General features: G+C 64.9%; 18 protein-coding genes. 9 read left to right on the top strand and 9 right to left on the bottom strand.

Annotated elements, in window-relative coordinates; translation table 11 throughout:
• Position 1: 1 nt before the first annotated feature.
• The 7 genes from HMPREF2604_RS04125 (at position 2) to HMPREF2604_RS04095 (ending at position 13,302) form a co-directional block, all read left to right on the top strand.
• Complete coding sequence (locus tag HMPREF2604_RS04125; protein WP_070531877.1) at positions 2–1,033, top strand: alpha/beta hydrolase; 1,032 nt, start codon at positions 2–4, stop codon at positions 1,031–1,033.
• Positions 1,034–1,335: 302 nt separating this feature from the next.
• Positions 1,336–3,249, top strand: coding sequence for an alpha/beta hydrolase-fold protein (locus HMPREF2604_RS04120; protein WP_369816029.1), 1,914 nt, complete (start codon positions 1,336–1,338; stop codon positions 3,247–3,249).
• Positions 3,250–3,259: 10 nt separating this feature from the next.
• The gene (locus HMPREF2604_RS04115) at positions 3,260–3,784 is read left to right on the top strand and encodes a DUF732 domain-containing protein (RefSeq protein WP_070563414.1); all 525 of its coding nucleotides are present in this window, start codon (positions 3,260–3,262) and stop codon (positions 3,782–3,784) included.
• A 54-nt stretch (positions 3,785–3,838) separates the two neighbouring features.
• On the top strand, positions 3,839–4,777 hold the full coding sequence (locus HMPREF2604_RS04110; protein ID WP_070531885.1) for a cutinase family protein: 939 nt from the start codon (positions 3,839–3,841) through the stop codon (positions 4,775–4,777).
• 138 nt (positions 4,778–4,915) lie between these two features.
• Positions 4,916–6,775: a FadD32-like long-chain-fatty-acid--AMP ligase gene (locus HMPREF2604_RS04105; protein ID WP_070563411.1), complete on the top strand. Its 1,860-nt coding sequence runs from the start codon at positions 4,916–4,918 to the stop codon at positions 6,773–6,775.
• Between the two features lie 210 nt (positions 6,776–6,985).
• Positions 6,986–11,758 (top strand): type I polyketide synthase, encoded by a 4,773-nt coding sequence (locus tag HMPREF2604_RS04100; RefSeq protein ID WP_070563407.1) that lies wholly within the window; start codon positions 6,986–6,988, stop codon positions 11,756–11,758.
• On the top strand, positions 11,755–13,302 hold the full coding sequence (locus HMPREF2604_RS04095; protein WP_284847604.1) for an acyl-CoA carboxylase subunit beta: 1,548 nt from the start codon (positions 11,755–11,757) through the stop codon (positions 13,300–13,302). Before HMPREF2604_RS04100 ends, HMPREF2604_RS04095 begins: the two co-directional genes overlap by 4 nt.
• A gap of 270 nt (positions 13,303–13,572) precedes the next feature.
• Here the strand turns inward: HMPREF2604_RS04095 and HMPREF2604_RS04090 are convergent, their stop codons facing one another.
• From HMPREF2604_RS04090 to trmB, 6 genes are all read right to left on the bottom strand, one after another.
• A complete protein-coding gene (locus tag HMPREF2604_RS04090) occupies positions 13,573–14,586 on the bottom strand; it encodes an HNH endonuclease signature motif containing protein (RefSeq protein WP_070563404.1) in 1,014 nt (337 codons plus the stop codon).
• 127 nt (positions 14,587–14,713) lie between these two features.
• The gene (locus HMPREF2604_RS04085) at positions 14,714–15,061 is read right to left on the bottom strand and encodes a DUF3054 domain-containing protein (protein WP_070563401.1); all 348 of its coding nucleotides are present in this window, start codon (positions 15,059–15,061) and stop codon (positions 14,714–14,716) included.
• The gene (locus tag HMPREF2604_RS04080; RefSeq protein WP_070563398.1) at positions 15,062–16,072 is read right to left on the bottom strand and encodes a lysylphosphatidylglycerol synthase transmembrane domain-containing protein; all 1,011 of its coding nucleotides are present in this window, start codon (positions 16,070–16,072) and stop codon (positions 15,062–15,064) included. It abuts the gene before it with no gap.
• Entirely contained in the window at positions 16,069–18,417 is a 2,349-nt protein-coding gene (locus tag HMPREF2604_RS04075; protein ID WP_070563395.1) for an MMPL family transporter, read from the bottom strand. Before HMPREF2604_RS04075 ends, HMPREF2604_RS04080 begins: the two co-directional genes overlap by 4 nt.
• A gap of 7 nt (positions 18,418–18,424) precedes the next feature.
• Positions 18,425–19,036, bottom strand: coding sequence for an NYN domain-containing protein (locus tag HMPREF2604_RS04070; protein WP_070523775.1), 612 nt, complete (start codon positions 19,034–19,036; stop codon positions 18,425–18,427).
• Positions 19,036–19,809, bottom strand: a complete 774-nt coding sequence (gene trmB, locus HMPREF2604_RS04065) for a tRNA (guanosine(46)-N7)-methyltransferase TrmB (RefSeq protein ID WP_070563392.1) — start codon at positions 19,807–19,809, stop codon at positions 19,036–19,038. The genes HMPREF2604_RS04070 and trmB overlap by 1 nt, the downstream gene beginning before the upstream one ends.
• Positions 19,810–20,166: 357 nt before the next feature.
• Here trmB and HMPREF2604_RS04060 point away from each other — a divergent pair, with 357 nt between their 5' ends.
• Positions 20,167–21,987, top strand: coding sequence for a phosphoenolpyruvate carboxykinase (GTP) (locus HMPREF2604_RS04060; protein WP_070531911.1), 1,821 nt, complete (start codon positions 20,167–20,169; stop codon positions 21,985–21,987).
• 55 nt (positions 21,988–22,042) lie between these two features.
• Here HMPREF2604_RS04060 and HMPREF2604_RS04055 read toward each other — a convergent pair whose 3' ends face one another.
• Complete coding sequence (locus HMPREF2604_RS04055; protein WP_070563389.1) at positions 22,043–22,807, bottom strand: class I SAM-dependent methyltransferase; 765 nt, start codon at positions 22,805–22,807, stop codon at positions 22,043–22,045.
• 24 nt (positions 22,808–22,831) lie between these two features.
• Here HMPREF2604_RS04055 and HMPREF2604_RS04050 point away from each other — a divergent pair, with 24 nt between their 5' ends.
• Positions 22,832–23,923, top strand: coding sequence for a glycosyltransferase family 4 protein (locus HMPREF2604_RS04050; protein WP_070563386.1), 1,092 nt, complete (start codon positions 22,832–22,834; stop codon positions 23,921–23,923).
• On the opposite strand, the gene HMPREF2604_RS04045 is transcribed toward HMPREF2604_RS04050, so the two are convergent.
• Entirely contained in the window at positions 23,847–25,325 is a 1,479-nt protein-coding gene (locus tag HMPREF2604_RS04045; RefSeq protein WP_083299166.1) for an MmpA family trehalose lipid delivery protein, read from the bottom strand. The two genes, HMPREF2604_RS04050 and HMPREF2604_RS04045, sit on opposite strands and share 77 nt — an antisense overlap.
• 12 nt (positions 25,326–25,337) lie before the next feature.
• Positions 25,338–26,312, bottom strand: coding sequence for a PorA family protein (locus tag HMPREF2604_RS04040; RefSeq protein ID WP_070563381.1), 975 nt, complete (start codon positions 26,310–26,312; stop codon positions 25,338–25,340).
• Positions 26,313–26,364: the final 52 nt, after the last annotated feature.

Genomic DNA, 26,364 nt, shown 5'->3' with positions numbered 1-26,364 from the left:
CATGAGTTCACTAAGCTCTGGCCTGCGGACTCGGGTCCTCTCAGTGGTGGCAGTCATCGCTGTGGCTTTGGGTCTGGTAGTGACCGCGGGTACGCAAGAAGCATCCGCCGCCAACCGGGACTGGCTGCGTGGCGACGCCACCGGTGCCTGCGAGTGGGACCGCGTCGGCTACTGGGTACAGCGCTGCGACGTGTGGTCCCAGGCAATGGGCCGCAACATCCCAGTGCAGATCCAGCCGGCTAAGAACGGCGGCAACGCAGGTCTGTACCTGCTCGATGGCCTGCGCGCTACCGATTCCACCAATGCCTGGATCAATGACGTCAACGCCGCGCGCACCTATGTAGACCACAACATCACCCTGGTGATGCCGGTGGGTGGCGCAGCGTCCTTCTACGCGGACTGGAACGGCCCGGCCACCTATGACTTGGTCAAGCCGGTCAACTACCAGTGGGAAACCTTCCTGACCCAGGAACTGCCGGCCTACCTGGAGGGCAACTTCGGAGTGGCCCGCAACAACAACTCAGTTGCCGGCCTGTCCATGGGCGCTACCGCTGCCATCACCCTCGCTGGCAAGCACCCGGAGCAGTTCCGCCAGGCGCTGTCCTACTCCGGCTACCTCACCACGACCTTGCCGGGCGCTCAGACCTTTATGCGCCTGGCGCTTCTCGACGCTGGCGGCTTCAACATCAACGCCATGTACGGGTCCATCATCAACCCGAAGCGCTTCAGCAATGACCCCTTCAATCTGATTCCGGAACTGGCTGCGAACGGAACGGATGTTTATGTCTCCGCCGCGTCCGGCATCCCAGGGCCGCTGGATCAGCAGCGCTACCGTCCGGAGCACATCGCGGCCGGCGTGGCCTTGGAAGGCTTTGCCAACGGCACCACCCGCCTGTGGGAGCTGAAGGCCCGCGCAATGGGCGTTCGCCTGCAGACGAATTACCCGGCGCAGGGCCTGCACAACTGGGAGCAGTTCGGATACCAACTCGAACGCTCCAAGCCACAGGTGCTTAACGTAATGAACGCCTGGTAATCATCTCCTGCGTGGCCGCCGTGCTCTTGAGCACGGCGGCTTTTTCATAGCCATGGTGGGCGTGTCCCCCTTCCCAAAGTCTCAAGTTAAACTTAAACTTGAGAACACATTAGACCGCTCACTACGCGTACGGTGGCGAGTTCCGCAGGAGGGGAACCTGCGGAGCCCGCTCGCGGTAGCGCGTGCCCTCATCTCGATTTACCCCTAACAAGGACTCTTCAATGCCGAACACTGCGTCAACTCAGCCCCGCCGGTCCGCCAAGGCTTCCGGCCTGCGTTCCCCGTCCGCAGCCCGCAAGGGCCTGACCATTGCTGCACTGCCCACCGCCGTGGCCGTGGGCTTTGCGCTGCTGCCTATTGCAAACGCGCAGTCTTCCGGCTCTTCCAGCGACGGAATTACTGATCTTCTGGGCAGCTCCAACCTCTCCGATTCCTTCGCCCCGTCCAATCCGCCGCAGCGTACCCCGGTGGAGACGGAATACCCGAAGATCGAGGGCTTGCCGGAGGGCGTGTCCGTGTCCCGCGTTGAGTACCTGACCAACCGCCACCTCAAGGTCTACATCAAGTCCGCCGCCATGCCGGACAAGGAGCAGGTTGTGCAGATCCAGCTCGCGCGTGACTGGTACTCCAACCCGGACAAGACCTTCCCGGAGGTCTGGGCTCTTGATGGCCTGCGCGCCCGCGACGACGAGTCCGGCTGGACCATCGAGACCAACATCTTGTCCCAGTACGCTGACCGCAACGTCAACCTCATCATGCCGGTGGGTGGCGAGTCCTCCTTCTACTCCGACTGGCAGAAGGAAGACAACGGCAGGCACTACATGTGGGAGACCTTCCTGATGAAGGAACTCATCCCGATCCTGGAGAAGGGCTACCGCTCCAATGGCAAGCGCGCCGTCACTGGCATCTCCATGGGCGGTACCGCCGCTGTCAACCTTGCTGAGCGCAACCCCTGGGCCTTCAAGTACGTTGGCTCCTTCTCGGGCTACCTCGATACCACCACCACCGGCATGCCGGAGGCCATTACCGCCGCGCAGGCCGATGCCGGCGGATTCACCTCCACCAACATGTGGGGTGACCTGTACTCCCAGGATTGGATCGACCACGATCCGAAGCTGGGCATCGAGAACCTCAAGGACATGAAGGTCTATGTCTCCGCCGGTAACGGCAAGGATGACTACGGCCAGATCGGCTCGGTGGCCAAGGGCCAGGCCAACATGGCCGGCGTGGGCCTGGAGGCCATCTCCCGCATGTCCACCCAGACCTTCGTTGATTACGCTAAGCGCGCTGGCGTCGAGCCGGTGGTCAAGTTCCGTCCGACCGGCGTTCACAGCTGGGAATACTGGCAGTTTGAGATGACCGAGGCATGGCCTTACATCGCTGATTCCCTCGGCCTGGACAAGAGCGACCGCGGCGCGGACTGCACCCCGGTTGGGGCCATCGCTGAGGCCACCAAGTCCGGCATCATCGGTAGCTGCGTGAACAACGAGTATGACGTCGCCGAGCGCGGCAAGGCCCAGGACTTCCAGGCCGGTACCGCCTACTGGTCCCCGGAGACCGGCGCACACGCCGTGATCGGCCGCATCGGCGCTCGCTACTCCGAGCTCGGTGGACCGACCTCCTGGCTGGGCTTCCCGACGACCGGCGAGGAAAAGACCCCCGACGGCCGCGGCCGCTACGTCCACTTCGAGCACGGCTCCATCTACTGGACCCCGGAGACCGGCGCTTGGCCGATCCCGAAGGACTTCTTCGATGCATGGGGCAAGAACGGCTTCGAGGGCGGCGACCTCAAGTACCCGGTTGCCGAGGCACGCAAGGTCGGCGACGGCCAGGTCCAGGACTTCGAGGACGGCGTGCTGACCCGCAACCCGGACGGTTCCTTCCACATCGTGCACGGCGCTATCGGCGCGAAGTACAAGGAGCTGAAGGCTGCTGAGTCCGAGCTGGGCTTCCCGGTTGGTGAGGAAAAGGCCGTCAACGGCGGCTTCTTCCAGGAATTCGAGCACGGCAACATCTACTGGTCCATGGACTCCGGCGCGCACTACATCCTCAAGGGCAAGATCTTCGATGAGTGGGGCAAGCACGGCTGGGAGCAGGGCGAGTTCGGCTGGCCGACGGAGGACTACACCTCCATTCCGGCCGGTGGGCTGACCCAGTCCTTCCAGCATGGCGTCATCCGTGAGGTCATGGGCCAGGTCCAGGCGGATAAGAAGTAGGAGAACCGCCATGCGTCTTTTCTGCGCGCGTCCCGCTGCGGCAGCCGGCGCGGCCGTGCTGCTCGCCGCCGGTGCCCTGTTGAGCGGTTGCGGTTCCGCCACCGTCGAGGAGGGCGAGGCCACCGACACCTCCGTGGCGCCGTTGGAGCGTTCCTCCGCGGCGAGCGGCGGGGCGTCGGCAAGCTCGGCGTCAGCTAGTGGGGCGTCGGAAAGCTCTTCGTCGGCGTCGCGCACCGAAGAGGAACAGGACGGGGAGCCGGAAGACCGCGGCGCACGCGAGATCTCCGAGATCCCCGCCCCCGCTCCCGCGCAAGGCCCAGACCAGGACTTCCTGGCTGCGGTGGCGAAGGCCGGCGTCAACGTCGACGGCGTGGAAGACCAAGTGGTGGGTGCCGCGCAGGCCTCCTGCCAGGGCGATGCCGTCACCGCACCGGCAGTGGCCGGACAGCTCATCGAGCAGGGCCGCACCGAGCTTAGCCACGAGGAACTAGTCCGGCTCATCACCGAGCAGGGCCGCAAGCTCTGCGCTCAGTAACGTGGCAGGGATTTTCCAGACAATCCCGTGCCTTCTCGAGGTAGAAATTTCTTCATGCGTAAAACACTTACCGTCCTTGCCGTCGTTGTTCTCCTCGCCGTGATTGGCGGGGGAGCGGTCCACTTCCTCAACACCCGTGAGGAAGGAGAGCAAGGAAACCTTGCGGAGCCCGCCCCCTCCCAGGGGGAGGGCGAAGAAAACGCAACCCCCGAGCAACCGGATTGGTGCCCGCGCGTGGAGTTCATCTCCGCGCCGGGAACGTGGGAATCCGCCGCGGACGATGATCCGATCAACCCGGGGGCGAACCCGAACTCCTTCATGCTGTCGATTACGAATCCGCTGAAGGAGGCCTACGTTCCCGAGGACGTTAAGGTGTGGACGCTGCCGTACACCGCGCAGTTCAAGAACATTAACGCGCAGCACGAGATGAGCTACGACGATTCCCGCAACGAGGGCACCTCGCGCCTGGAGGGCGAGCTGACCTACATGTACGAGACCTGCCCGAACACGAAGTTCATCCTGAGCGGCTTTTCGCAGGGCGCGGTCATCGCGGGTGATGTGGCGGACCGAATCGGCGGCGGCAACGGGCCCGTGCCCGCAGAGAGCGTGGTGGGTGTCGCACTCATCGCGGACGGGCGGCGCCAGGACGGCGTGGGCATTAACCCGGGCGCGCACGTCGGCGGCGTGGGCGCGGAGATTGCCCTGCAGCCGGTCTCGACGTTGATTCAGGGCATCGTCCCGGGTGCCACGATGCGCGGTGAGCGCGCCAACGGTTTCGGGGCGCTGGCGGACCGCACCTTCCAGATCTGCGCGCCGAATGACTCCATCTGTGATGCACCACTGGACGTCAGCAACGGTCTGGAGCGCGCCCGCGATCTTATCGACGCCAACGGCGTCCACGCACTGTATGCCTCTAATCCGGACACCATCGAAGGCACCACGGCCAACCAATGGGTGACGCAGTGGGCCAAGGACACCATCGACGCACAATAGCGCTTGGCGACGGCCTCCGTACGCCACCGCACCGCGCGCCATGTAACGGTCGGCGTAGTCCTTCTGATATTTTTAATGTCAAAAGTACGTGAAGCAGGGGTATGTGCCCCGCTCTACCCTACGAAGGAGCTTTCCCACATGGACCTGAAAGCCTTGATCGGCCAGTTCTTCGACGAGAAGGGCAACATCGCCCTGCCGCCCCACCTCACGTTGGCGGGCCTTGCCGAACACGTCTATGCCGCGGAGCAGCAGGCGGGTATCCCGGATCGCCCGGTCATGCGCCAATGGGTCTATAGCGATAACCCGGAGGGAACACCGCGCGATATCACCCGCTCCCAGGTCAATACCCGCATCAAGGCAGTGGCTGCGCGCCTGCAGCAGGTGGGCAAGATGGGGGACCGCGTGGCGATCCTGGCGGGCAACTCGCCCGAGTACATCTTCGGCTTCCTTGGCGCGATGTACGCGGGCATGACCCCGATCCCGCTCTATGATCCGAACGAGCCCGGCCACACCGACCACCTGCGGGCGGTCTTTGGTGACGCTAACCCGTCGATCGTTCTGACCAATAACATCTCGGCCGCGGCGAACCGCGCATACTTCTCGGACCGCCCGGCGGCCGAGCGCCCGCGCATCATCTCCATCGACTCCCTGCCGGATTCCCTGGCGCAGAGCTGGGTGAACCCGCTGGAGACGGAGGAGGGCAAGGCGGCCCTGGCCGCGCTGCAGACCGCGCCGGTGGACCACCCGGCCTTCCTGCAGTACACCTCCGGCTCCACCCGGACACCTGCGGGCGTGCTGCTGACAAACCGCAACATCATGACCAACGTGCTGCAGATCTTCACCGCGGTACAGATCAAGCTGCCAGCGCGCGTGGTGTCCTGGCTGCCGATGCACCACGATATGGGCATCATCCTGGCGGTCTTCGTGACGATTCTGGGCCTCAACCTGGAAATCATGACGCCGCGTGACTTCGTGCAGCAGCCCAAGCGCTGGATTGATCAGCTCAAGCGCCAGCCCATCGATGAGCAGCTGCAAGGTACCTATGCCGTGGTTCCGAACTTCGCCCTCGAGCTCGCCGCGCGCTACGGCGCCCCGGCGGAGGGGGAGAAGCTGGACTTCAGCAACGTCGATGGCATCGTGATCGGTTCGGAGCCGGTGACCGAGTCTGCGGTGAATTCCTTCTGGGAGACTTTCGGCAAGGAAGAGTTTGGCCTGCGCCGCGATGCCCTGCGCCCGTCCTATGGCATGGCGGAGGCCTCGTTGATTGTCACCACGCCGCAGACTCCGGAGCGCCCGGTCATTTCCCACTTCGACCGCGAGCGTCTGGCTCAGGGTGAGGCGGTCATCGTGGAGAAGTCCGCGGATTCCGTGGCCTATGCCTCCTGTGGCCAGAGCGTCGTGGCCCAGCACCTGACCATCGTGGACCCGGAGACCAAGACCGAGCTGCCGGATGGCCGCGTGGGTGAAATCTGGCTGCACGGCGAGAACCGAGCCGCTGGCTACCTGGACCGCGCGGAGGAAACCGCCTCGACCTTCCACAACACGCTGGGGGAGCGCTTGGCGGAGGGCACCCGCGTGCCGAATGCCCCGGAGGACAATAACTGGTTGGCCACCGGTGACCTCGCGGCAATCGTGGATAACCAGCTCTACATCACCGGCCGCCTCAAGGACCTCATCGTGGTCGCAGGCCGCAACCACTACCCGCAGGATATCGAGGGCACTGTGCAGGAGGCCTCGGGCCACGTCCGTGCGGACTCCATCGCGGCCTTCTCCGTGGAGGGCGGCAGCACCGAGGAGCTCGTGCTGCTCATCGAGCGCGCCGATGGCGCCAACCCGGCCGATGACGCCGCCGCGTCCGAAGCCATCCGCTCCGCGGTCTCCGCGAACCACGGCGTGACCCCGGCGGTCATCCAGTGGTTTAACGCAAACGAGATCAAGCGCACCTCCTCGGGCAAGATTGCCCGCCGTGTGGCCAAGAAGAGCTACCTCGCTTCTTAAAGCCCACGCCGCTTAAACCCCCGTTCCCGCGCCACTGCGGGGCGGGGGTTGCTGCTGCCTGTGGGCATGTCGGTTATGAAACCCAAGTTAACAAAGTGAGATAATTGGTCGATAACCCCTATGTACGCTTCGACGTGCGCGCTTTTGTGCTGCGCAAAATCGAATGCAGAGTTAGATATTTTTTAGTCCGCGTAAGAAAGCTAGAGATTTATGACCGTTGAAGAGCTTCGTGGCTGGTTGCGCACCTGGGTTGCGCAGACCACCGGCCTGTCGGCAGAGGAAATCACGGACACCAAACCGCTGGAGAATTTTGGGCTGTCCTCGCGTGACGCAGTGGTCCTTTCCGGCGAATTAGAAAACCTCCTCGGCATTAAGCTCGAGCCCACCGTGGCCTACGAGTACCCCACCATCGCGCAGCTGGCTGAGCGCCTGGTCAACGGTGCAGCCGCTGCAGGGGAGAGCGCACCGAAGGAGGCGTCGCCACGCCCGGCCACCATCGCGGGCGGTGACATCGCCGTCATCGGTTACGCTGGCCGCTTCCCGGGCGCTAAAAACGTTGATGAGTTCTGGACCATGCTCGTCGAAGGCCGCGCCGGCACCGGCCCGCTGCCTGTCGGACGCTGGTCGGAATACTCTTCCGATCCCATTACCAGCGAGAAGATTGAGCAGCAGAACACCGACGGTGGCTATATCGAGGACATCGCTTCCTTCGACCCCGAGTTCTTTGGCCTCTCCCCGCTGGAGGCGGCCAACATGGACCCGCAGCAGCGCATCCTCATGGAGGTCTCGTGGGAGGCCCTCGAGGACGCCGGCGTGCCTGCCAACCATCTGCGCGGCACGGCCACCGGTGTCTACATGGGCTCCACCAACAATGACTACGGCATGCTCATTACCGCCGACCCGGCCGAGATGCATCCCTATGCCATGACGGGTACGTCCTCGGCGATTATTGCCAACCGCCTGTCCTACGCTTTCGATCTGCGCGGCCCTTCCATCAACGTGGATACCGCGTGCTCCGCCTCCCTCGTGGCGGTCAATCAGGCGGTTAAGGACCTGCGCGTGGGTGCGGCTGATACGGCACTCGCCGGCGGCGTGAACATCTTGGCCTCGCCGCACGCCTCCATCGGCTTTAGCGAGCTGGGTGTTACCTCGCCCACCAGCGCCATCCACGCCTTTTCCGATGATGCCGATGGCATCGTCCGCGCGGATGCCGCGGGCGTGCTCGTGCTCAAGCGCCTCGAGGACGCCGAGCGCGATGGCGACACCATCCATGCCGTCATCAAGGGCACCGCGGTCAACTCCGACGGCCACTCCAACGGCCTGACCGCCCCCAACCCGGAGGCACAGGTCGACGTCCTCGAGCGCGCCTATGCCGACGCCGGCATCCGCCCGCAGGACGTGGACTACGTCGAGGCCCATGGCACCGGCACCATCCTCGGTGACCCCATCGAGGCCACCGCGCTCGGCCGCGTATTGGGCCCGGGCCGCCAGGCAGCGAACCCGACCCTGCTGGGTTCTGCCAAGACCAACATCGGCCACTCCGAGTCCGCCGCCGGCGTGGTGGGCCTCATCAAGGTCATCGAAGGAATGCGCCACGGCGTCATCCCGCCGAATATCAACTACGCGGGCCCTAACCGCTATATCGATTTCGACGCCGAGCACCTCGAAGTGGTCGAGGACCCGCGCGAATGGCCCGAGTACTCCGGCCAGAAGGTCGCGGGTGTCTCCGGCTTCGGCTTTGGCGGCACCAATGCGCACGTGGTGTTGACTGACCACCGCGGGCTGACCCACCAGGACGCCCCGCAGGTCGCCATCGGTGAGGGCCAGCCAGTAGCCCTGCCGGTCTCCGGCCTGCTGCCCTCCCGCCGTGCCGCAGCGGCTTCCGATTTGGCGGACTATATCGAGGCAGAGAACCCGAACCTGCTTTCCCTGGCCCGTACCCTTGCGCGCCGCAACCATGGGCGCTCGCGGGCGGTAGTGGTGGCGTCGTCAAGCGAGGAAGCTGTTAAGCGCCTGCGCCAGGTTTCCGAGGGGACCGTCTCCGTCGGCATCGCCGCCGCGGATTCTCCCTCCGTCCACGGCCCCGTCTTCATGTACTCCGGCTTTGGCTCCCAGCACCGCAAGATGGCCAAGGACATGATTGAGATCTCGCCGCTGTTCAAGGAGCGTCTGGAGGAGCTCGACGCCATCGTGCAGCGCGAATCCGGCTGGTCCATCCTGGAGCTGGTGCACGACGACGCCCAGACCTATAACACCGAAACCGCGCAGGTGGCCATCACCGCCATCCAAATCGCGCTGACGGATCTGCTCGCCACCTTCGGCGTGCGCCCGGCAGGCGTCATCGGCATGTCCATGGGTGAGATCGGCGCGGCCTATGCTGCGGGCGGAATCACGGCGGCCGACGCCATGCTCATCGCCTGCCACCGCGCGCGCCTGATGGGTGAGGGAGAGGCCTCGCTTCCCGACGATCAGCAGGGCGCCATGGCCGTCGTCGAGCTCTCCGCCGAGGAGATTGATGCCCTTCCGGGTTCCATCGAACCCGCCGTGTACACCGGCCCCGGCATGACCACCGTGGGCGGCCCGCGCGAGGAGGTCCTCGCGCTGGTGGAGCGCCTCGAGGGCGAGGGTAAGTTCGCCCGCGCGCTCAACGTCAAGGGCGCGGGCCACACCTCCGCTGTCGATCCGCTGTTGGGTGAGCTCTATGCGGAAATCGCTGGCATCGAGACCCGCCCGCTACACACGACGCTCTTCCCCTCCGTGGACCGCGGCAAGGTCTACCGCCCCGGTACGGTGCTGCACGATGAGGACTACTGGATCCGCATGACCCGCAAGCCCGTCTACCTGCAGGACGCAGCGGAGGCAGCCTTTGCGGCGGGCCACATGCAGATCGTCGAGATTTCCCCGAACCCGATTGCGCTCATGGGCCTGATGTCCACCGCCTTTGCCGCGGGCAAGGCGGATGCGCAGCTGCTCTACAGCCTGAAGCGCAAGGTGGATCCCACCGAGTCGCTGTTGGATCTGCTGGGCAAGCTCTACGTCGCGGGAACTCCGGTGAACTACACCAAGGTCTTTGGCTCCGGCGCGCTTGTCGCCGCCCCGCATACCCGCTTCCGCCGCCAGCGTTTCTGGACCAACGCTCGTCCCTCGTCGGGCGTGTCCGGCCTGCCGGGCGCGCGCGTGACGCTGCCGGAGGGCGCGGTGGCGTTCTCCACGAACGCCGACCAGGCGCCGAGCGCGCTGGCCATCCTGGAGGCCGCCGCCGAGGCCGTCACCCCGGGCGCGCACATCGCGGCGAGCGAGGAGCACCTCGACCTGCCCGCGAAGGGCGAGGTCACCACGATTGTTCGCCGCACGCTGGGCGGGCTGTCTGTGGCGGTGCACTACGTGGACGGAGCGACTACCAAGCTCATCGCGGAAGGTTTTGCCTCGACCCTCAACCTTGCAGAACCCACCCCGACGGCGGAGCCGAGCCTGCCGCAGGCCGTGACCGCGCCGCAGTTTGCTGATACTGACTTAGGCGTCGACGCCGTGCGCTGGGACCCGGAGAAAGAGAGCGTGGAGGAGCGCTTGGCGCTCATCGTGTCGGAGTCCATGGGCTACGACGTCTCTGATCTCCCGCGCGAGCTGCCGCTCATTGATCTGGGCCTGGATTCGCTCATGGGCATGCGCATCAAGAACCGGGTGGAGAACGACTTCCAGATTCCGCCGCTGCAGGTGCAGGCGCTTCGCGACGCCTCCCTCGCCGACGTCATCACCATGGTCGAAGAGGCCGTGTCCGAGCAGCCCGATGCCGCAACCGCAAGCGCCGACGCGACCGCCGACGCACCCTCCGCGCTCACCGAGAGCGACGACACCACCCCAGACGCCTCCGCGGTGAGCGCGAAGGGCGGCGAAGGCGTGGGCGTCGCCCCGCGCGATGCCTCGGAGCGCATGGTCTTCGGAACCTGGGCCACCTTCACAGGTACGGCCGCAGCCGGCGTGACCTCCGCGCTACCGCAGGTCAGCGATGAGGTGGCAGAAAAGATTGCCGAACGCCTCACCGAGCGCGCTGGCATCGAGGTCACTGCGCACCAGGTCCACGAGGCCGAAGCGCTGGAGAACCTGGCGGACCTCGTCCGCGAGGGCCTGGAGACTGAGGTCGAGGGCAATATCCGTGTCCTGCGCGAGGCCGATGGCCCCGCCGTCTTCATGTTCCACCCGGCCGGCGGCACCACCGTGGTCTACCAGCCGCTGACCCGCCGCCTGCCTGCCGACGTCGCCGTCTACGGCGTGGAGCGCCTTGAAGGCAGCCTGGAGGAGCGCGCCGCCGCCTACATCGAGGACATCCTGCACTACGCGCGCGGCCGCAAGGTCGTGCTTGGCGGCTGGTCCTTCGGCGGCGCGCTGGCCTATGAGGTGGCCTACCAGCTGCAGGAGCGTCAAGCTCGCGGCGAGGATACTGCTGAGGTTGCCTTTATCGCTCTGCTGGATACCACCCAGCCGGCTAACCCAGCGCCGAAGACACTGGAGGAAACCAAGGCCCGCTGGGGGCGCTACGCCGCCTTCGCCAAGAAGACCTATGGCCTCGACTTCGAGCCGCCCTACGAGATGCTGGAGACCGTGGGCGAGGATGCACTCATGGCCATGCTCGCGGAATTCCTTAGCTCCACCGACGCCTCTGAGCACGGCCTGTCCGCCGGCGTGCTCGAACACCAACGTGCGTCCTTCGTGGATAACCAGATTCTGGGCTCGCTGGATATGGGACGGTGGGCGTCGGTAAGCGTGCCCGTCATCCTCTTCCGCTCCGAGCGCATGCATGACGGCGCCATCGAGCTCGAGCCTGCCTATGCGGAGATTAACCCGGACGGTGGCTGGGGCGTTATCGTGAAGGATCTGGAGATTGTGCAGCTGCCGGGCGACCACCTGGCGGTTCCCGACGAGCCCGCAATCGGTATCGTGGGCAAGCACATGGAGGAATGGATCGAGGAGAAGATTCGGAAGTGACTAGCACCGCTGACAAGCTAGCGGACCTACGCGAGCGCCTCGAACGCGCCCAGGATCCCGGCAGTGAACGCTCCCGGGCGCGCCGCGACGAGGCTGGGCGTTCGACTCCGCGCCAACGCATCGCCGCGCTTCTCGACGAAGGCTCCTTCGTCGAAACCGGCGCCCTGGGCAAGACCCCCGGTGACCCGGATGCGATTTACTCCGACGGCGTGGTCACTGGTCACGGCCGCATCAATGGCCGCCCGGTGTGTATCTACGCGCACGATAAGACCGTGTATGGCGGTTCCGTGGGCGTGACCTTTGGTAAGAAGGTCACCGACATCATGGATTTGGCCATCAAGATTGGCTGCCCGGTTATCGGTATCCAGGATTCCGGTGGTGCGCGCATCCAGGACGCGGTGACGTCTCTGGCCATGTACTCCGAGATTGCCCGCCGCCAGCTGCCGCTATCTGGCCGTAGCCCGCAGATTTCCATCATGATGGGTAAGTCCGCTGGTGGTGCGGTGTATGCGCCGGTGACCACGGACTTCATCATCGCCGTCGATGGTGAGGCGGAAATGTACGTGACGGGCCCGAACGTGATCAAGGAGGTCACGGGCGAGGAAATTTCCTCCCACGACTTGGGCTCCGCGCGCCAGCAGGAGCTCAACGGCAACGTGTCTGTCGTGGTGCCCTCGGAGGATGAGGCCTTCGACCTAGTTCGTGACTTGCTGGATCATTTGCCTCTGACCTGCTTCGACGAATCCCCGGTCTTCGATGCGCCTTCTGATGAGGAGGTAGCCCAGGACACCGAGCTGGATTCCTTCATGCCGGATGATACGAACGCCGGCTACGACATGATGGACCTGCTCACGCAGCTTGGCGACGATGACGATCTCATCGAGATCCAAGAAAACTACGCCCCCAACGTCATCACCGCTTTTGGGCGTATTGATGGCAAGGCCGTGGGTTTTGTGGCCAATAATCCGATGCACTCGGCGGGCTGTATCGATGCGGATGCCGCCGATAAGGGCGCGCGCTTTATCCGTATTTGCGATGCCTACAACATCCCGCTGGTCTTCGTGGTGGATACACCGGGTTACCTGCCGGGCGTGGACCAGGAGAAGGCTGGTCTGATTCACCGCGGCGCGAAGTTCGCGTTTGCCGTGGTGGAGGCCACCGTGCCAAAGGTTTCGCTCATCGTGCGCAAGGCTTATGGCGGTGCATACGCCGTGATGGGTTCGAAGAACCTGACCGGTGATATCAACCTGGCGTGGCCGACAGCCCAGATCGCCGTGATGGGCTCGGCCGCCGCGGTGGTCATGATTGCCGGCAAGCAGCTCGAGGCTGCCGAGACCCCGGAGCAGCGCGCCATGACGAAGAAGATGTTCATGGACTTCTACGACGAGACCATGACCGCGCCTTATGTCGCCGCGGAGCGTGGCTACCTCGACGGCATGATTAAGCCCTCCGAGTCGCGCTTGGCTCTGCGCCGCGCGCTGCGCCAGCTTGCCGATAAGCAGGAGAAGGACCTGCCCAAGAAGCACACCATCTCCCCGCTCTAGCGTCGTTTAAGCCTGGCGATGAGGCGAAGAAGGCCTGCGGATCGCGCTGAATTTTGTGTCTCGGCGTAACATGTGAGCCTGTTTTATCCGATAGGCCTAAAGACTAGGAATTCAATCAAAGGAGAAACCCAATGCTCTCTAGCGTTCTTGACCTCAGCGGTGACATCATCAACCTCGTCATCATGCTGCTCAACCAGGCCGGCGTAGACGTTTCCGCCCTGAGCTCGAAGTAAGCCAGCGCTTCTAGCCCCTCCTTGCGGAGGGGCTTTTTTACTCCCAGACCGGGCTGGGGATGGGGACTGGCGGTCCACCGTCGGGAGGCAGCCACGCCATGCGGCCTTCGATGCGGTCGATGCGCCCGCGATACGTGGGGCGGGCGGGGTCATCGTCATTGATGGCGTTGTGGTACTTACATAACGGCACGAGATTGTCGAGGTTCGTCGGCCCGCCATCCTGCCACCTTCTGATGTGGTGCATTTGGCATTCCGCGGCAGGTCTTGTGCAGCCGAGCCAGGCGCACGTTGGATGCTCTGCGCTGAGCAGGAGCCGCTGTTTATCGTTGGCAAAACGGCTCCCGTAATACAGATTCACCGGCCCCTCGACCGGGTGGAAGAGCGAGACAAAGCCTCGCTCGGCAAACTGCGTGCGGAGAAATTCCGCGCCGGTCATGGTGCCACCGTCAGTTGCCTGCAGAATAATATCGTCGCCCTCACCGCGCACAATCTTGTCTAGCTGCTCTAGTCGCACAATGACGTGCGCATGCAAGGCTGGTTTCGGTGCGCCGCTGCCAGAAAAGACCTCATGGACGGCCTTCAGCAGGTCTTCGGAGGTGGCCTTAAGCGTGCCCACCAAATTCGCAATTTCGCGGGGACGGTCCGTGATGATGAGCTTATGCATACCGGTTGCACCACGCCGCACGCGGACGCCAGGAGTGGGCTCGGGTGTGAGCTCCGCGAGCCTGCGCTTCGCCACACCCGCAATCTCGCCTTCTGGGGTCGCACACAATTCCACGCGCAAGTCCCAAGCCTGGCGCGAGTTCTTGACGCGCGCCACATGCCGCTCAATCTGCAGCAGCGTATCCAGCGCATGGTTAGTCTCCCGGGCGCGGCGCTGCTTGGCGCTGAAAGCAGTTTGGCCAAAATAAACGCGGTGAAGTCCCTCGAGCTGCCGCGCCACGCGCGGCGTCGCGCCCAGCGCCAGCATGTCCTCGTGCGTGTGCCCCGCGCACAAGGAGACGACGTGCATGCCGCGAGCGAGTGCCCCGAGTAAGTCCCCCAACTTCATGCCACACACACTAAACCGGCCCGAAGTACCCCGCAACCGGAACGCTAAACTCCCAGCTCAAACACCAATGTGCACGGGTGTAAAAGGATGGGGGCAGGTCGACGGGTAACCGACTATGGCAAAGATTCTAGGCGCGGGAGCGGGAAGCAAAGGCCGCGATGGCTCGCCAGCCAAAGAAGAACAGCGCCGACATTACGGTGGCCACGATGAGGAAGGACCAGTGTGGCAGGCGGCCGTTGACCAGCATCCACAGGGCCATGCCGCCAATGATGGCGCTCAGCCACACGACGACGCCCTCTTTCCACAGGCCGCTCAGCTTCGATGCCATGATGATGACCCAGCCCACGAGTGCGCCCACGGTCCACGGCCAGAAGGCATCAACCCACGAGCTAAAGCTCAGACCACCGTGCGCCAGGCGGGCGCAGATGGCGAAGAGGGCGAGAGCGAGGACGTCGATAAGCGGGGCAACGCGCATTTAGGATTCCTTCCGGTTCAACGCCGCGTAAGAAAAGCCATCGCGGGCGTAGTGGGCGAAGTAGATGACCCATCCAATGATAGTGATGAGCGCAAAGGAAATAAGCCGGTAGATGATGGCCGCGGAGGTGGCGTGCACCACGGTCAGGCCCGTGGCCACCAGCGGGGTGATGAGCGCGGCCTCCACCGTGCCCACGCCACCGGGGGTGACCTGCGCGGAGCCAGCCAGCTTCGCCGCGAGGAAGGCCAGGGCCACACCGGCCAGGGTGGTGTCATCGGCGCCGGCGCGCAGCCACGGAATCTCCCCGGTCACCGCCCACACGGATGCCCACAGTGCGCCCATATCGGCCAGGCGGTGAACCAGCGACGCCCCGGCAACCACAGCAAAGGGGCCACGCGAAAGGTGGACCTCGCCCAGGTTGCGGACCTCCTGGATCGCGCGGTCCCGCTTCGGGCCGGGCCGCAGCTTGCGCAGCCAGCGTTCAAGGGTCACCGGGTGCGAGGTCAGCCAGAAAATGCCGCCGAGCGCCGCGAGCATGAGGACAACCGTGGTGATGAGCGACCCCAGCGCCATATCCGCGTTGAGGAAAAACACCCCGACGAGCCCAATGAGCGCGAGGAACATCGAGCTAATAATCGAGGACAAAAACAGGAAGTAGCTGCACAGCGCCACCGACGCACCCCAGCGGCGCTGCACCTGGAAGGTGAGCAAGGCCGAAAAGGCAGGGCCCGCCGGCAAGGTCGTGGACCAGGCATTGGAGGCCAGCGTAATGGCGTAGGTCTCGCGCAACGGCACCTTGACGCCGCCCGCGCCGATGAGCCGCTTCATCACTTCCGCCATGCCCGCGATGGAGAGCAGCGCGAAGAACACCACCAGCACCACGGGGAAAGGCTCAGCGTGGCGCAGGCGGTGCAGCCCCTCGGAGATGAAGTCCAGCTGGTCGCGGAAGAACCACGCCAGCGCGGCCAGAATCAGCAGGGAGATTATCCAGGTCAGCCAGTTCTTTTTCATCGACCATCCGTGGAATTGAGGCGCTTGACCAGCTCGGAGAAGGGGATGAGCTCGGTGTCGGTGTCGGCGCTGCGGTCCCCGCGTACAGGAGCATCGCTTGGCGACGCCTCCTCAACCTGTTCTGCCGAAGACACAGAGGAGTGGGGCGCGTCGTCCTGCGCAGCCGGTGCGGCCTCTTCGTAGTTCAGCGCTAGGGCGCTGGGCGCCGGTGCGGCAGCGGATGCGGTGGCCAGGGCCGGCTCGGCAGCTGGGGAGTTCTCGCCGCCGAGGCGGTGGGTCAGGCGTGTGAGGAAGCGCGGTGCCCACCAGTTGTCCTCACGCAGAAGGTGCATGACGGCGGGGACGAGGAGCATGCGGACGATGGTGGCGTCGATAAGCAGGGCGAAAATCATGCCGAAGGCGATGTATTTCATCATCACGATGTCCGAGAAGCCGAAGGCGCCTGCGACCACGATCATGATGAGCGCGGCCGCCGTGATGATGCCGCCGGTGTGTGCAGTACCCGCAGCGATGGCCTCGTCCGTTGACGCACCCCGGCGGCGGGCTTCCACCATGCGCGAGACCAAGAAGACCTCATAGTCCGTGGACAAGCCAAAGACGATGGCGATGATGAGCACCAGAATCGGGCTCATCAGCGGACCGGCGGTGTAGTTGAGCAGGCCGGAGCCGAGGCCGTCGACGAACATGAGCGTCAAAATTCCCAGCGTGGCGCCCAGGGAAAGCAGCGTCATGATGATGGCCTTGAGCGGCAGGATGAAGCTGCCGAAGACCAGCGCCATGAGGATGAAGGTGGCCAGCACCACGTAGAGGGCCATCCAGGGTAGCGTGTCGAAGAGCGCGTCGAGGGACTCGACTTCCATGGCCGGGGTGCCGCCGACATAAAGCTCCACGCCGTCGGGTGCCTCAATGTTCTCGAGCTCGTGGACGATTCGTGCGTAGTCCTCGCGGTCCTGGATACCGGCGCCGAGGACGGTGGTGCCGTCGACGGTCGCGGTCTTCGGGCCCATTGGCTCGGTAAGGCCTTGGATGGAGCGGGCTTGCATGACGACGTCGACAAGCTGCTCATTCGTCGCGTTCTTCACCACCAGCTTGACCGGCTCGGTGCGGAAGGAGGGGAACTGCTCGTTGAACTGATCCTGCGCCACGCGCGCGTCTTGGTTGGGCGGCAGGTAGGTCTCGTTGATACCGCCGAATTTCACGCCCAGCACCGGCAGGGCCAGCGCGATGAGCAGGGCGCAGATGGCGGTGGTCATTAGACCCGCGCGGCCCATGGCCCAGCGTGGCATCCGGTACCACCACGTGTCCTCGATGCGGCGCCCGCGCCGCGAGGTCTTTCGCACAGTCCACTTATCGATATTGTGACCCAGCATGCCAAACAACGACGGCAGCACCATGACCGACAGGAGTGCGGCGAGGCCGACGGCGGAGATGGAGCCGTAGGCAACGGACTTGAGGAAGGCCTGCGGGAAGAGGAAGAGCCCGGAGAGGGACACGGCCACCATCGCGGCGGAAAAGACCACGGTCTGGCCGGCGGTGGCGGTGGTAATCGCCACGGCCTCCTTGGTATCGCGGCCCTTGTCCAGCTCCTCGCGGAAGCGCGAAACCATGAACAGGCCGTAGTCGATGGCCAGGCCCAAGCCCAGCAGCGTGACGACGGCCTGCGCAAACACGTTGACCTGCTGGAAGCCGGCGAGGATCGAGAGGATCCCCAGAGAGCCCAGGATCGACAGGCCACCCACGACGAGCGGCATGAAGGCCGCGACGACGGAGCCGAAGACTACGAGGAGCAGCAGTCCGACGAGCGGCAGGGCGGCTTTCTCCGCGCGGGAGATGTCCTTGGACATGCCCTCATCCAGCGCGTCAGCCACGGCGGTGGCGCCCGCGACCTGCACGGGGACGTCGGCAGCGTGCAGCGAATCCTCGATGACGCGGAAGTCCTTGAGAGTCTGCTCGCCGTCGCCCTTCAGACCGATGGCGGCGAAGGCCGTGGAGTGATCCTGCGTGATGAGGTTCGGGTTGCGCTTATCAAAGTAGCTGGTCACGGAGTCGATCTGCTCCGGGTGCTGCGCCTTGAGCTCATCCAGGAAGGCCTTGGCTTCGGTGGCGTGGGCATCGGGGTCATCGAAAAGCAGGATGACGTCGCCGGAATTGTCCCGGCCGAAAGTCTCGAGCTCAATCTGCGCCGCGCTTGTCGACGCCGCCGAAGGATCCTCCCAGCCCTCCTGGCTCATCCGGTCACCCAGGCGGGTGCCGAAGCCGAAGAAGAGGCCGAGGATGAGACCCACGATGATGAGCGGGATGACCTTGCGGTGGGCATAGGAGAAGCGGCCCCAAGAATAAAACATGCGGCTCCTAATTGTGCTCGGGCGCGCGGTCCGGCAGCAGCGCGGACAGCGGGCGGAAAGGCTGCAGCCAGGCGCCGCCTGGAGGCAGGTTGTCCAGGTTCACGCGCGGCAGCGGTTCGCGGAAGACACCCTCGATGTCTTCGAGGTCGACGAACTCGATATCGGGATGGGTCAGCGCCCAGGAGGTGTGCTCGTGGAATCCAAGCACGCAGGTGGGCAGGCCGGAAGCGGAGAGCTGCTCAAGCAGGTGCTGGAAGTTCTGGCCGTCGGCAGAAGCCACGATGACACCGGAGAGGTTCTCGCGGTTGGCCTTGATGTATTCGACCATGTCGGGGTCGACATCATCGTCCTCGTGGAGCTTTGGCTTGGCAAACACGGCGAAGCCGACGTTGCGGATAGCCTCGACCCAGGGGCGGATGACGTCGGCGCCGCCGGGGCTGACGTTGGTGAAAACGGCGGCCTCAGGGGTGGCGTCGTTATCGAAGGCCAGGTCCACCAGCCAGCGGCCGATGGCGTCGAAACGCGGGCGGTAGGCGGCGGTGGGGCGCCCCCCGAGGATGGCGCCGAGCCCCATGTCCATGTTGGGTGCGTCCCACACCAGAAGGTAGGTTCCGGCCATTACTTCTTCTCCCACAGGTACTCGGTGATGACGTGTTCCTTATCCAGGCCTTTGCCCTCAAACTTGGTGATGACCTGGCGGTCGGTGAGGATGGGGCACTCCGGCCAGGGCCAGCCCTTGTAGTCGAGGGAAGGCTCGACCTCGACGAGCTCATTAATCCACTCGGCGTAGCCGGCGTGGTCGGTGGCCACGTGGAGCACGCCGCCGGGTTTCAGGCGGGAAGCAAAAAGATTGAGCGTGCCGGATTGGATGATGCGCCGCTTGTGATGGCGGGCCTTGGGCCACGGATCCGGGAAGAAGATGCGGATACCGTCGAGGGACTCGGGCGCGAACATGCGCATGAGAACCTCGATGCCATCGCCGCGGACCATGCGGATGTTCTCAATGTCGTTGCGGATGATGGAGCCCAGCAGCTTGGCCAGGCCCGGCTTGTAGAGCTCGACGGCGATGATATTGGTGTCCTGCTCGAGTGGCGCCATGGCTGCGGTTGAGGTACCGGTGCCGGAGCCGATCTCGACGATGGTCTTCGCCCCCTCGCGGCCGAACCAAGCGGGGATGTCGAGGGGTTCGTCGGCAAGCAGGCGTCCCAACTGTGGCCAGTGCTCCTCGAAGAGGGCGTTCTGGTTGTCGGTGAGGGTGCCGCGACGGAAGGTCACGTTGCCGAGGCGTGGGTAGTCCAAATCATTGTTGAACTCGGCGTTGAAATCCGTCTGGAGGCCGCGGCCGTGAGGCATCTGCGCGGCGGGATTCTGGGAAGAGTCTGCGCTATTCATCAGTTGACATTGTTCCCTTAAGCAGGGGTGAGGGGCAACGTGCCGCGCCGTGGAGGGTGGAGGGGCGCCTCGGTGGAGGACACACAGGACGCCGTGGGGGTAATAGGACGGGCGTACGGGATGAGCGATCTACAGAAACGAAACCCCCGTATGGGGGCGATTGGGGGCGGTGGGTGCCATATTTCACACTCCGCTGTCCTCGACATAGTCGGTATGAACTGGGTGGATATAACCGGGGTGGCGGGCATTACACATTCTGTTATCACCAGTGTCCGTACTCTGGTTGGTGAAACGTCGTTGGGGGAACCTTCGGCGAAATAAAGCACCCTGGCCACACCGACCACAGGAGAATGTGAGATGACCGCAACTATTAAGGGCCTTGTAGGTGAACTGCCCACGAAGAACGAGAAGCTTATTTCGTGGATCAGTGAGAGCGTCGAGCTCTTCCAGCCGGAAGAGGTCGTCTTCGTAGACGGCTCCCAGGAGGAGGCTGACCGCCTCGCCGCCGAGCTAGTGGAAAAGGGCACCCTGATTAAGCTCAACGAGGAGAAGCGCCCGAACTCCTACCTGGCTCGCTCGAATCCTTCGGATGTCGCCCGCGTGGAGTCCCGCACCTTCATCTGCACCGAGACTGCTGAGGACGCTGGCCCGACCAATAACTGGGCCCCGCCGGCAGCCATGAAGGAAGAGATGACCGAGGCCTTCCGCGGCTCCATGAAGGGCCGCACCATGTACGTCGTGCCGTTCTGCATGGGCCCGATTAGTGATCCGGACCCGAAGCTCGGCGTGCAGCTCACCGACTCGGCTTATGTTGTGCTCTCCATGCGCATTATGACCCGCATGGGCCAGCAGGCCCTGGACAAGATCGGGGACAACGGCGACTTTGTCCACGCCCTGCATTCCGTGGGTGCCCCGCTGGAGCCGGGCCAGGAGGATGTCGCCTGGCCGTGCAACGATAAGAAGTACATCACGCAGTTCCCGGAGACCAAGGAGATTTGGTCCTACGGCTCCGGCTACGGCGGAAACGCCATCTTGGCCAAGAAGTGCTACGCGCTGCGTATTGCTTCCGTCATGGCGAAGGAAGAGGGCTGGATGGCAGAGCACATGCTCATCCTGAAGCTCACCAACCCGGAGGGCAAGAAGTACCACATCGCGGCCGCCTTCCCGTCCGCCTGCGGTAAGACCAACCTGGCCATGATTACCCCGACGATTCCGGGCTGGTCGGCTGAGGTCGTGGGCGATGACATCGCGTGGATGAAGCTGCGCGAGGACGGCCTGTACGCCGTCAACCCGGAGAACGGCTTCTTCGGCGTGGCACCGGGCACCAACTACGATTCCAACCCGATTGCCATGAAGACGATGGAGCCGGGCAACACCCTGTTCACCAACGTCGCGCTGACCGACGACGGCGATGTCTGGTGGGAGGAAATGGGCGAGGCCCCGGAGCACCTCATCGACTGGCATGGCAACGACTGGACCCCGGCTTCGACCACCAAGGCGGCTCACCCGAACTCCCGCTACTGTGTGCCGATTACGCAGTGCCCGTCCGCTGCGCCGGAATTTGATGACTGGAAGGGCGTCAAGATTGACGCCATCCTCTTCGGCGGCCGCCGCGCCGATACCGTCCCGCTGGTGACCCAGGCCTTCGACTGGAACCACGGCACCATGATTGGCGCCCTGCTCTCCTCCGGCCAGACCGCTGCCGCCGAGGGAAAGGTCGGCGCCCTGCGCCACGACCCGATGGCCATGCTGCCGTTCATGGGCTACAACGCCGGTGACTACTTGCAGCACTGGGTAGATATGGGTGAAAAGGGCGGCGACCGTATGCCGGCCATCTTCCTGGTGAACTGGTTCCGCCGCGGTGAGGACCGCCGCTTCCTGTGGCCGGGCTTTGGCGAGAACTCCCGCGTTCTCAAGTGGATTGTGGACCGCATCGAGGGCAAGGTCGACGCCGTCGAGACCGTCGTGGGCCACACCGCCCGCCCGGAGGATATCGACCTCACCGGTATCGACTTCGACATCGAGGACGTCCGCGAGGCCCTTTCCGTGAACCCGGCCGATTGGGCTGGCGACATGGAAGACAACAAGGAGTACCTGACCTTCTTGGGCTCCCGCGTTCCGTCTGAGGTGTGGGACCAGTTCACCGCGCTCAAGGAGCGCGTTGAGTCTGCCTCCTAATCTTCGAGGTTAAACGGATGCTCCCCTGCGGGGGAGCTTTCGTCGTTTTAGGGGCTTAAGCGCGCAGGACGAAGACCAGGTTGGAGGTGAGGAACTCGCGCAGCACCGGCACCTTGAGCACCCACCAGGCCCAGGCAGGGTGGTAGCGCGGAAAGGCCGCGAGGAATTCTGCGCCCTGTGGACTAGGCGGAGCCACGCTGCGCGCCCAGTCCAAGCCCTCGCGGGCGGAGAGCGCAAAGAGTGAGGTGCCGAAGACGTTTTTCGGCGGGTGGCCGTGGATGCGGGCGTAGCGGTCGCGGGCGAACTCGCCGCCCACGTAGTGCTCCCACAGGCCGGTCTCGTGCCCGCCGAAGGGCCCCAGCCACACCGTGTAGCTCAAGATCACCAACCCGCCGGGCTTGGTTACGCGCAGCATCTCCTCACCCATGTCCCACGGGTTGGGGATGTGCTCGGCCACGTTGGAGGAATACGTGATGTCGAAGGTGTCATCTGCGAAGGGCAAGCTAGTGCCGTCGCCGCGCACGGCTTGGGCCACCTCGATGCCGGCGGCGGCCATCTCGCCCACGTCCGGCTCCAGCCCGACATAGCTGGCCCCGCGCTGGGCAAAGGCCGAAGCGAAATAGCCGGGCCCGCCCCCGACGTCGAGCACGCGCGCGCCGGTGAGGGAGAGGGAATGGTCGCGGGAGAGGGCGTCGACAAGCGCGGCGGTGTCCTCAGCCAGACCGCCATAAAAGACCGCGGGCGCTGTCTGCTCAAAGCGGAAGGAGCGCAGCAGTCGCCAGGAGCGGCGCAGGGTGGCCAAGGCACGGGTGCGTTTCATAACCCACTAGGCTAAAGCATCGTCATGAAAATCCTTCTTTTGTGCTGGCGCGATTCCACCCACCCGCAAGGTGGCGGCTCCGAGCGCTACCTCGAGCGCGTCGGGGAATACCTCGCTGCCCAGGGCCACGAGGTGGTCTTCCGCACCGCGCGCCACATGAACGCCGCCAAGCGCGAGCGCCGCAATGGTGTGCTCTATTCGCGCGCCGGGGCCAAGTTCAGCGTGTACCCGCGTGCGCTGTTGTCGATTTTATTGGGGCGCCGCGCTTTGCGCGGCGCTGACGTTGTGGTGGATACGCACAACGGCATCCCCTTCTTCGCGCGCCTGGCGACCCGCGCGCCCGTGGTGATTCTGACGCACCACTGCCACCGCGAGCAGTGGCCGGTGGCCGGGCCCGTGCTGGCGCGGCTGGGGTGGTTCCTGGAATCTCGCGTCGTCCCCGCGCTCTACCGCCACAACACATGGGTAACGGTCTCGGAGGCCTCGAAGCGCGACCTGGAGAAGCTGGGGATCCACGGTGCGCACATCATTGAAAACGGCGTAGACCCCCTGCCGGAGCACGTACCCACGCTGGAGCCCGAGGCCGATATCCACCTGGTGACCTTGTCGCGCCTGGTGCCGCACAAGCAGATTGAGCACGCCATGGACACCGTGGCGCGGATTCCGGGCGCGCTTCTCGACGTCATCGGTTCCGGCTGGTGGGAGTCCCAGCTGCGCGAGTACGCCCGGGCCCACGGGGTGGAAGACCGCGTGCGCTTCCGCGGTCAGGTCACCGAGGACTATAAACATGCGCTCCTCGCGCGTGCCGACGTGCACCTCATGCCCTCCCGTAAAGAAGGCTGGGGACTGGCAGTCATGGAGGCGGCCCAACATGGGGTTCCCACGGTGGGTTATACATTCGGCCTGCAAGACAGCGTTATCGACGGTGAGACCGGTGTCCTGGTGCAGCGCGAGGAGGAGTTCGCGCAAGCGGTGCGCACGCTTGTCGACGACCCCTCCCTCCGCCACCGTTTAGGCAACGCGGCACGCGAGTTGGCGGCTACTTTTTCGTGGGAGAAAACCGGTGCGCGCTTCGAAGAGTTGCTAGAAGCGGAAGTGCGCACCAGGCGGCGCTAAGCCCCCACGGGGCGGGTGCCGGTTGCGCGTTGGTGGTGGCAACGATGCCTCCCGCTTCGACGACCGCGCCCACGCCGAGCTCCTCCAACCGGGCGAGGTCGCGCGTGTTCCAGGCTTCGGTGGCCGCCAGGTAGCGCGGCGCAGGCTGATCCACGTTTATGCCGTCGACGGTGAGCTCGCCGGAGTCGAGCTTGTTGGCGGCCTTGGAATAGGGGTCGAGGGCAATGCCGCCGTCAAGCGGCACCATGGCTGAGCGGTCGGCGAAGAAGGTCAGGCGGCCGTCAAGGTCTTCGACGAGCTGGCGGTCGATGCCCGTTTCGCGTGGGAGTAACACGGCGAGCTCCCGCGGTGCATCGGGAGCCTGGAGCAGGCAGGCGCACAGCGCGAGTGCGGCAGGAAGTTGGCGCAGGGATGCGATACCCGCCACGGCCAGCGGCAGGGCGAGCAAGGTGAGCTTGGAGGAATCGCGCAGTAGGCCCGCACCGGGGACGTGCTCCACGGCGAAGGCGGTGAGACCTGGGGCGAGTGCGCCGAGGATGGCCAGGCCCATGCCGAGAACCGCCAGGGCCGCGAGCGGGCGCAGCTCGCGCCGGGGAAGGCGGGCAGCACCTAGGACGGCGAGGGCGGCGACGGCCAGGCCTGCCAGGGCGAAGCCCTGCTCGCGGGAGGCCGGTACCGCCGCGGCATTCCAGATGCCGCCGAAGCCGAGCAGCGAGCCGACCGCACCCACGTAGGCCTCCGCGCGCGGGGCGAAGGCCGCGGCCTGGGCGGCGGGGTCGCCGTGGGTTCCCGGATTTCCGGCCATGAGGCTTGGAACTAGCCACGGCAACCACAGCAAGACTGAGCCGCCCGCGAAGAGCCATCTTCTTCGCCCTTCGCGCTCACAGACAACCGCGATGAGTCCCCCGAAGAGCCCGCCGGTGGGCGTCAAGGACGCGGCCCACAGCGTCAACCACGCCACGCGCGGGCGCGCATGGAGGCAACCCCACGCGATCACGGGCGCTAACCAGGCGGCGACCGCCAACGACCACTGGCCCTGCAGGAGGCGCTCGATGATAAAAGGATTGGCCACCGCGCACGCCATCGCCGCGGCTGCCGCCCACGGGCCGGACTCGCGCGCCCACCGGCCCGCCACCCACGCCGAGGCGCTCGCAGCAGCAAGGATGAAGACCCGAGCCAACCACGCCCCGCCGAACAGGGCAAGCACCCCGTCCTGCGGGGCGTTGCGGGCGGGAAGGTCACCGGCGCCGAAGGCAGAGGCGCTCAGGGCTGGGCGGTCAAGCAACACCATGTCGCGCCACAGGAACTCGCCGGGCAGCACGAAGGGCCAACACACCGCGAGCACGAGCGCCACGCCCCAGGCGCAGAGGGCAGTGCGCACCGCAAGGGATGCTCGGGACACAGTCACGGGCGCCTACGCGCTCTGCGCTGCATGGCGGCGCATGAACATCGCGGCCGCCACCGCCAACAACACCACGCCGATGGCCTTGCCCAGCCAGCCGACGAGGCTCAAGATTTTGACCGTGTCGATCACCCGGCGAACCGAGTCGAGGCGTTCGGTGCGGGTGGAATCGGACCAGGAGAGGGGGACGTCGAGAAGCGCACGCTCGTGTGTGTCATCGGCATCGACCATGGCCTGGGCCTGGCGCGCGTCCGTGGCCCAGAAGATGCGCGGGTGCTCCTCCTCGTTGACGATGGTGCCGGTCGTGGGCTCCACCCACACGGTGCGGCTCACGGCGTAGAAAGGTTCGAGGATGACATGCGATTTCGGCTTGAGGTCGTAGCGCTCCAGGGACTCCGCGGAGTAAAAATCGCCCGCGGGGCCGGAGCGGTGGGCTTCGAAGGCGAAGACCTCCCCGAGCGAGACTGGCGCGACATCCTGGTGGAAGACGTAGGTGGGGATGCTGTCGAGCTTTTCATCGCGCAGGAAATCGATGGGCTCCGTGTCCTGGGTCAGCGGATCGAAGAAGGGATAGGAGCGCTGCTCCGCGCCGGAGGGGAAGAAGTAGCTGATGCCGTCGCGCTCCACCCGGTCTTCCACCTGTACGTCGAAGGCGGGCAGCTCGATGTGCTGCGTCGTGTTCGGCCCCGCCACCGGGTAGGTGGATTCGCGGTTGAGCTGGGATTCCTCGGTGATGTGCGCGATGGTCTCGCCGTTGAAGGTGAGGTCCACGGTGGACTGCGCGCGGGCCACGGAATCCTTCATCGCGGGGGCGGTGGTGGTGTGGCGGGTGAACGTGGCTCCGTCGTGCTCCGCGTGGATCTCGAGGTTGAGGTCCCTGGGCAGCGGGCGGGATTGGTTGTTATACAGCGGCGGAAGGATGGACCCGAGTATGAGGAACACCGCGGCGGCAATCGTCACCTGCGCTAGGCGGGAGCGAAGGAACACGTCAGCTCCGATCGGTCGAGGGATTCACTGCAGAAATAGTATCGTAGTGGGC

This window comes from Corynebacterium sp. HMSC055A01, from assembly GCF_001809405.1.
In the GTDB taxonomy this organism is placed as follows: Bacteria; Actinomycetota; Actinomycetes; order Mycobacteriales; family Mycobacteriaceae; genus Corynebacterium; species Corynebacterium hesseae.
The sequence above is the reverse complement of the archived record's forward strand: the minus strand, read 5'-3'. Positions and strand labels throughout refer to the sequence as shown.

Bases quoted from the DNA above. Each gene is read 5' to 3' on its own strand.
- HMPREF2604_RS04060 (WP_070531911.1), top strand. From the start codon at position 20,167: ATGACCGCAACTATTAAGGGCCTTGTAGGTGAACTGCCCACGAAGAAC.
- HMPREF2604_RS04055 (WP_070563389.1), bottom strand. From the start codon at position 22,807: ATGAAACGCACCCGTGCCTTGGCCACCCTGCGCCGCTCCTGGCGACTG.
- HMPREF2604_RS04080 (WP_070563398.1), bottom strand. From the start codon at position 16,072: ATGAAAAAGAACTGGCTGACCTGGATAATCTCCCTGCTGATTCTGGCC.
- HMPREF2604_RS04075 (WP_070563395.1), bottom strand. From the start codon at position 18,417: ATGTTTTATTCTTGGGGCCGCTTCTCCTATGCCCACCGCAAGGTCATC.
- HMPREF2604_RS04115 (WP_070563414.1), top strand. From the start codon at position 3,260: ATGCGTCTTTTCTGCGCGCGTCCCGCTGCGGCAGCCGGCGCGGCCGTG.
- HMPREF2604_RS04125 (WP_070531877.1), top strand. From the start codon at position 2: ATGAGTTCACTAAGCTCTGGCCTGCGGACTCGGGTCCTCTCAGTGGTG.
- trmB (WP_070563392.1), bottom strand. From the start codon at position 19,809: ATGAATAGCGCAGACTCTTCCCAGAATCCCGCCGCGCAGATGCCTCAC.
- HMPREF2604_RS04100 (WP_070563407.1), top strand. From the start codon at position 6,986: ATGACCGTTGAAGAGCTTCGTGGCTGGTTGCGCACCTGGGTTGCGCAG.
- HMPREF2604_RS04050 (WP_070563386.1), top strand. From the start codon at position 22,832: ATGAAAATCCTTCTTTTGTGCTGGCGCGATTCCACCCACCCGCAAGGT.
- HMPREF2604_RS04110 (WP_070531885.1), top strand. From the start codon at position 3,839: ATGCGTAAAACACTTACCGTCCTTGCCGTCGTTGTTCTCCTCGCCGTG.
- HMPREF2604_RS04105 (WP_070563411.1), top strand. From the start codon at position 4,916: ATGGACCTGAAAGCCTTGATCGGCCAGTTCTTCGACGAGAAGGGCAAC.
- HMPREF2604_RS04090 (WP_070563404.1), bottom strand. From the start codon at position 14,586: ATGAAGTTGGGGGACTTACTCGGGGCACTCGCTCGCGGCATGCACGTC.
- HMPREF2604_RS04070 (WP_070523775.1), bottom strand. From the start codon at position 19,036: ATGGCCGGAACCTACCTTCTGGTGTGGGACGCACCCAACATGGACATG.
- HMPREF2604_RS04085 (WP_070563401.1), bottom strand. From the start codon at position 15,061: ATGCGCGTTGCCCCGCTTATCGACGTCCTCGCTCTCGCCCTCTTCGCC.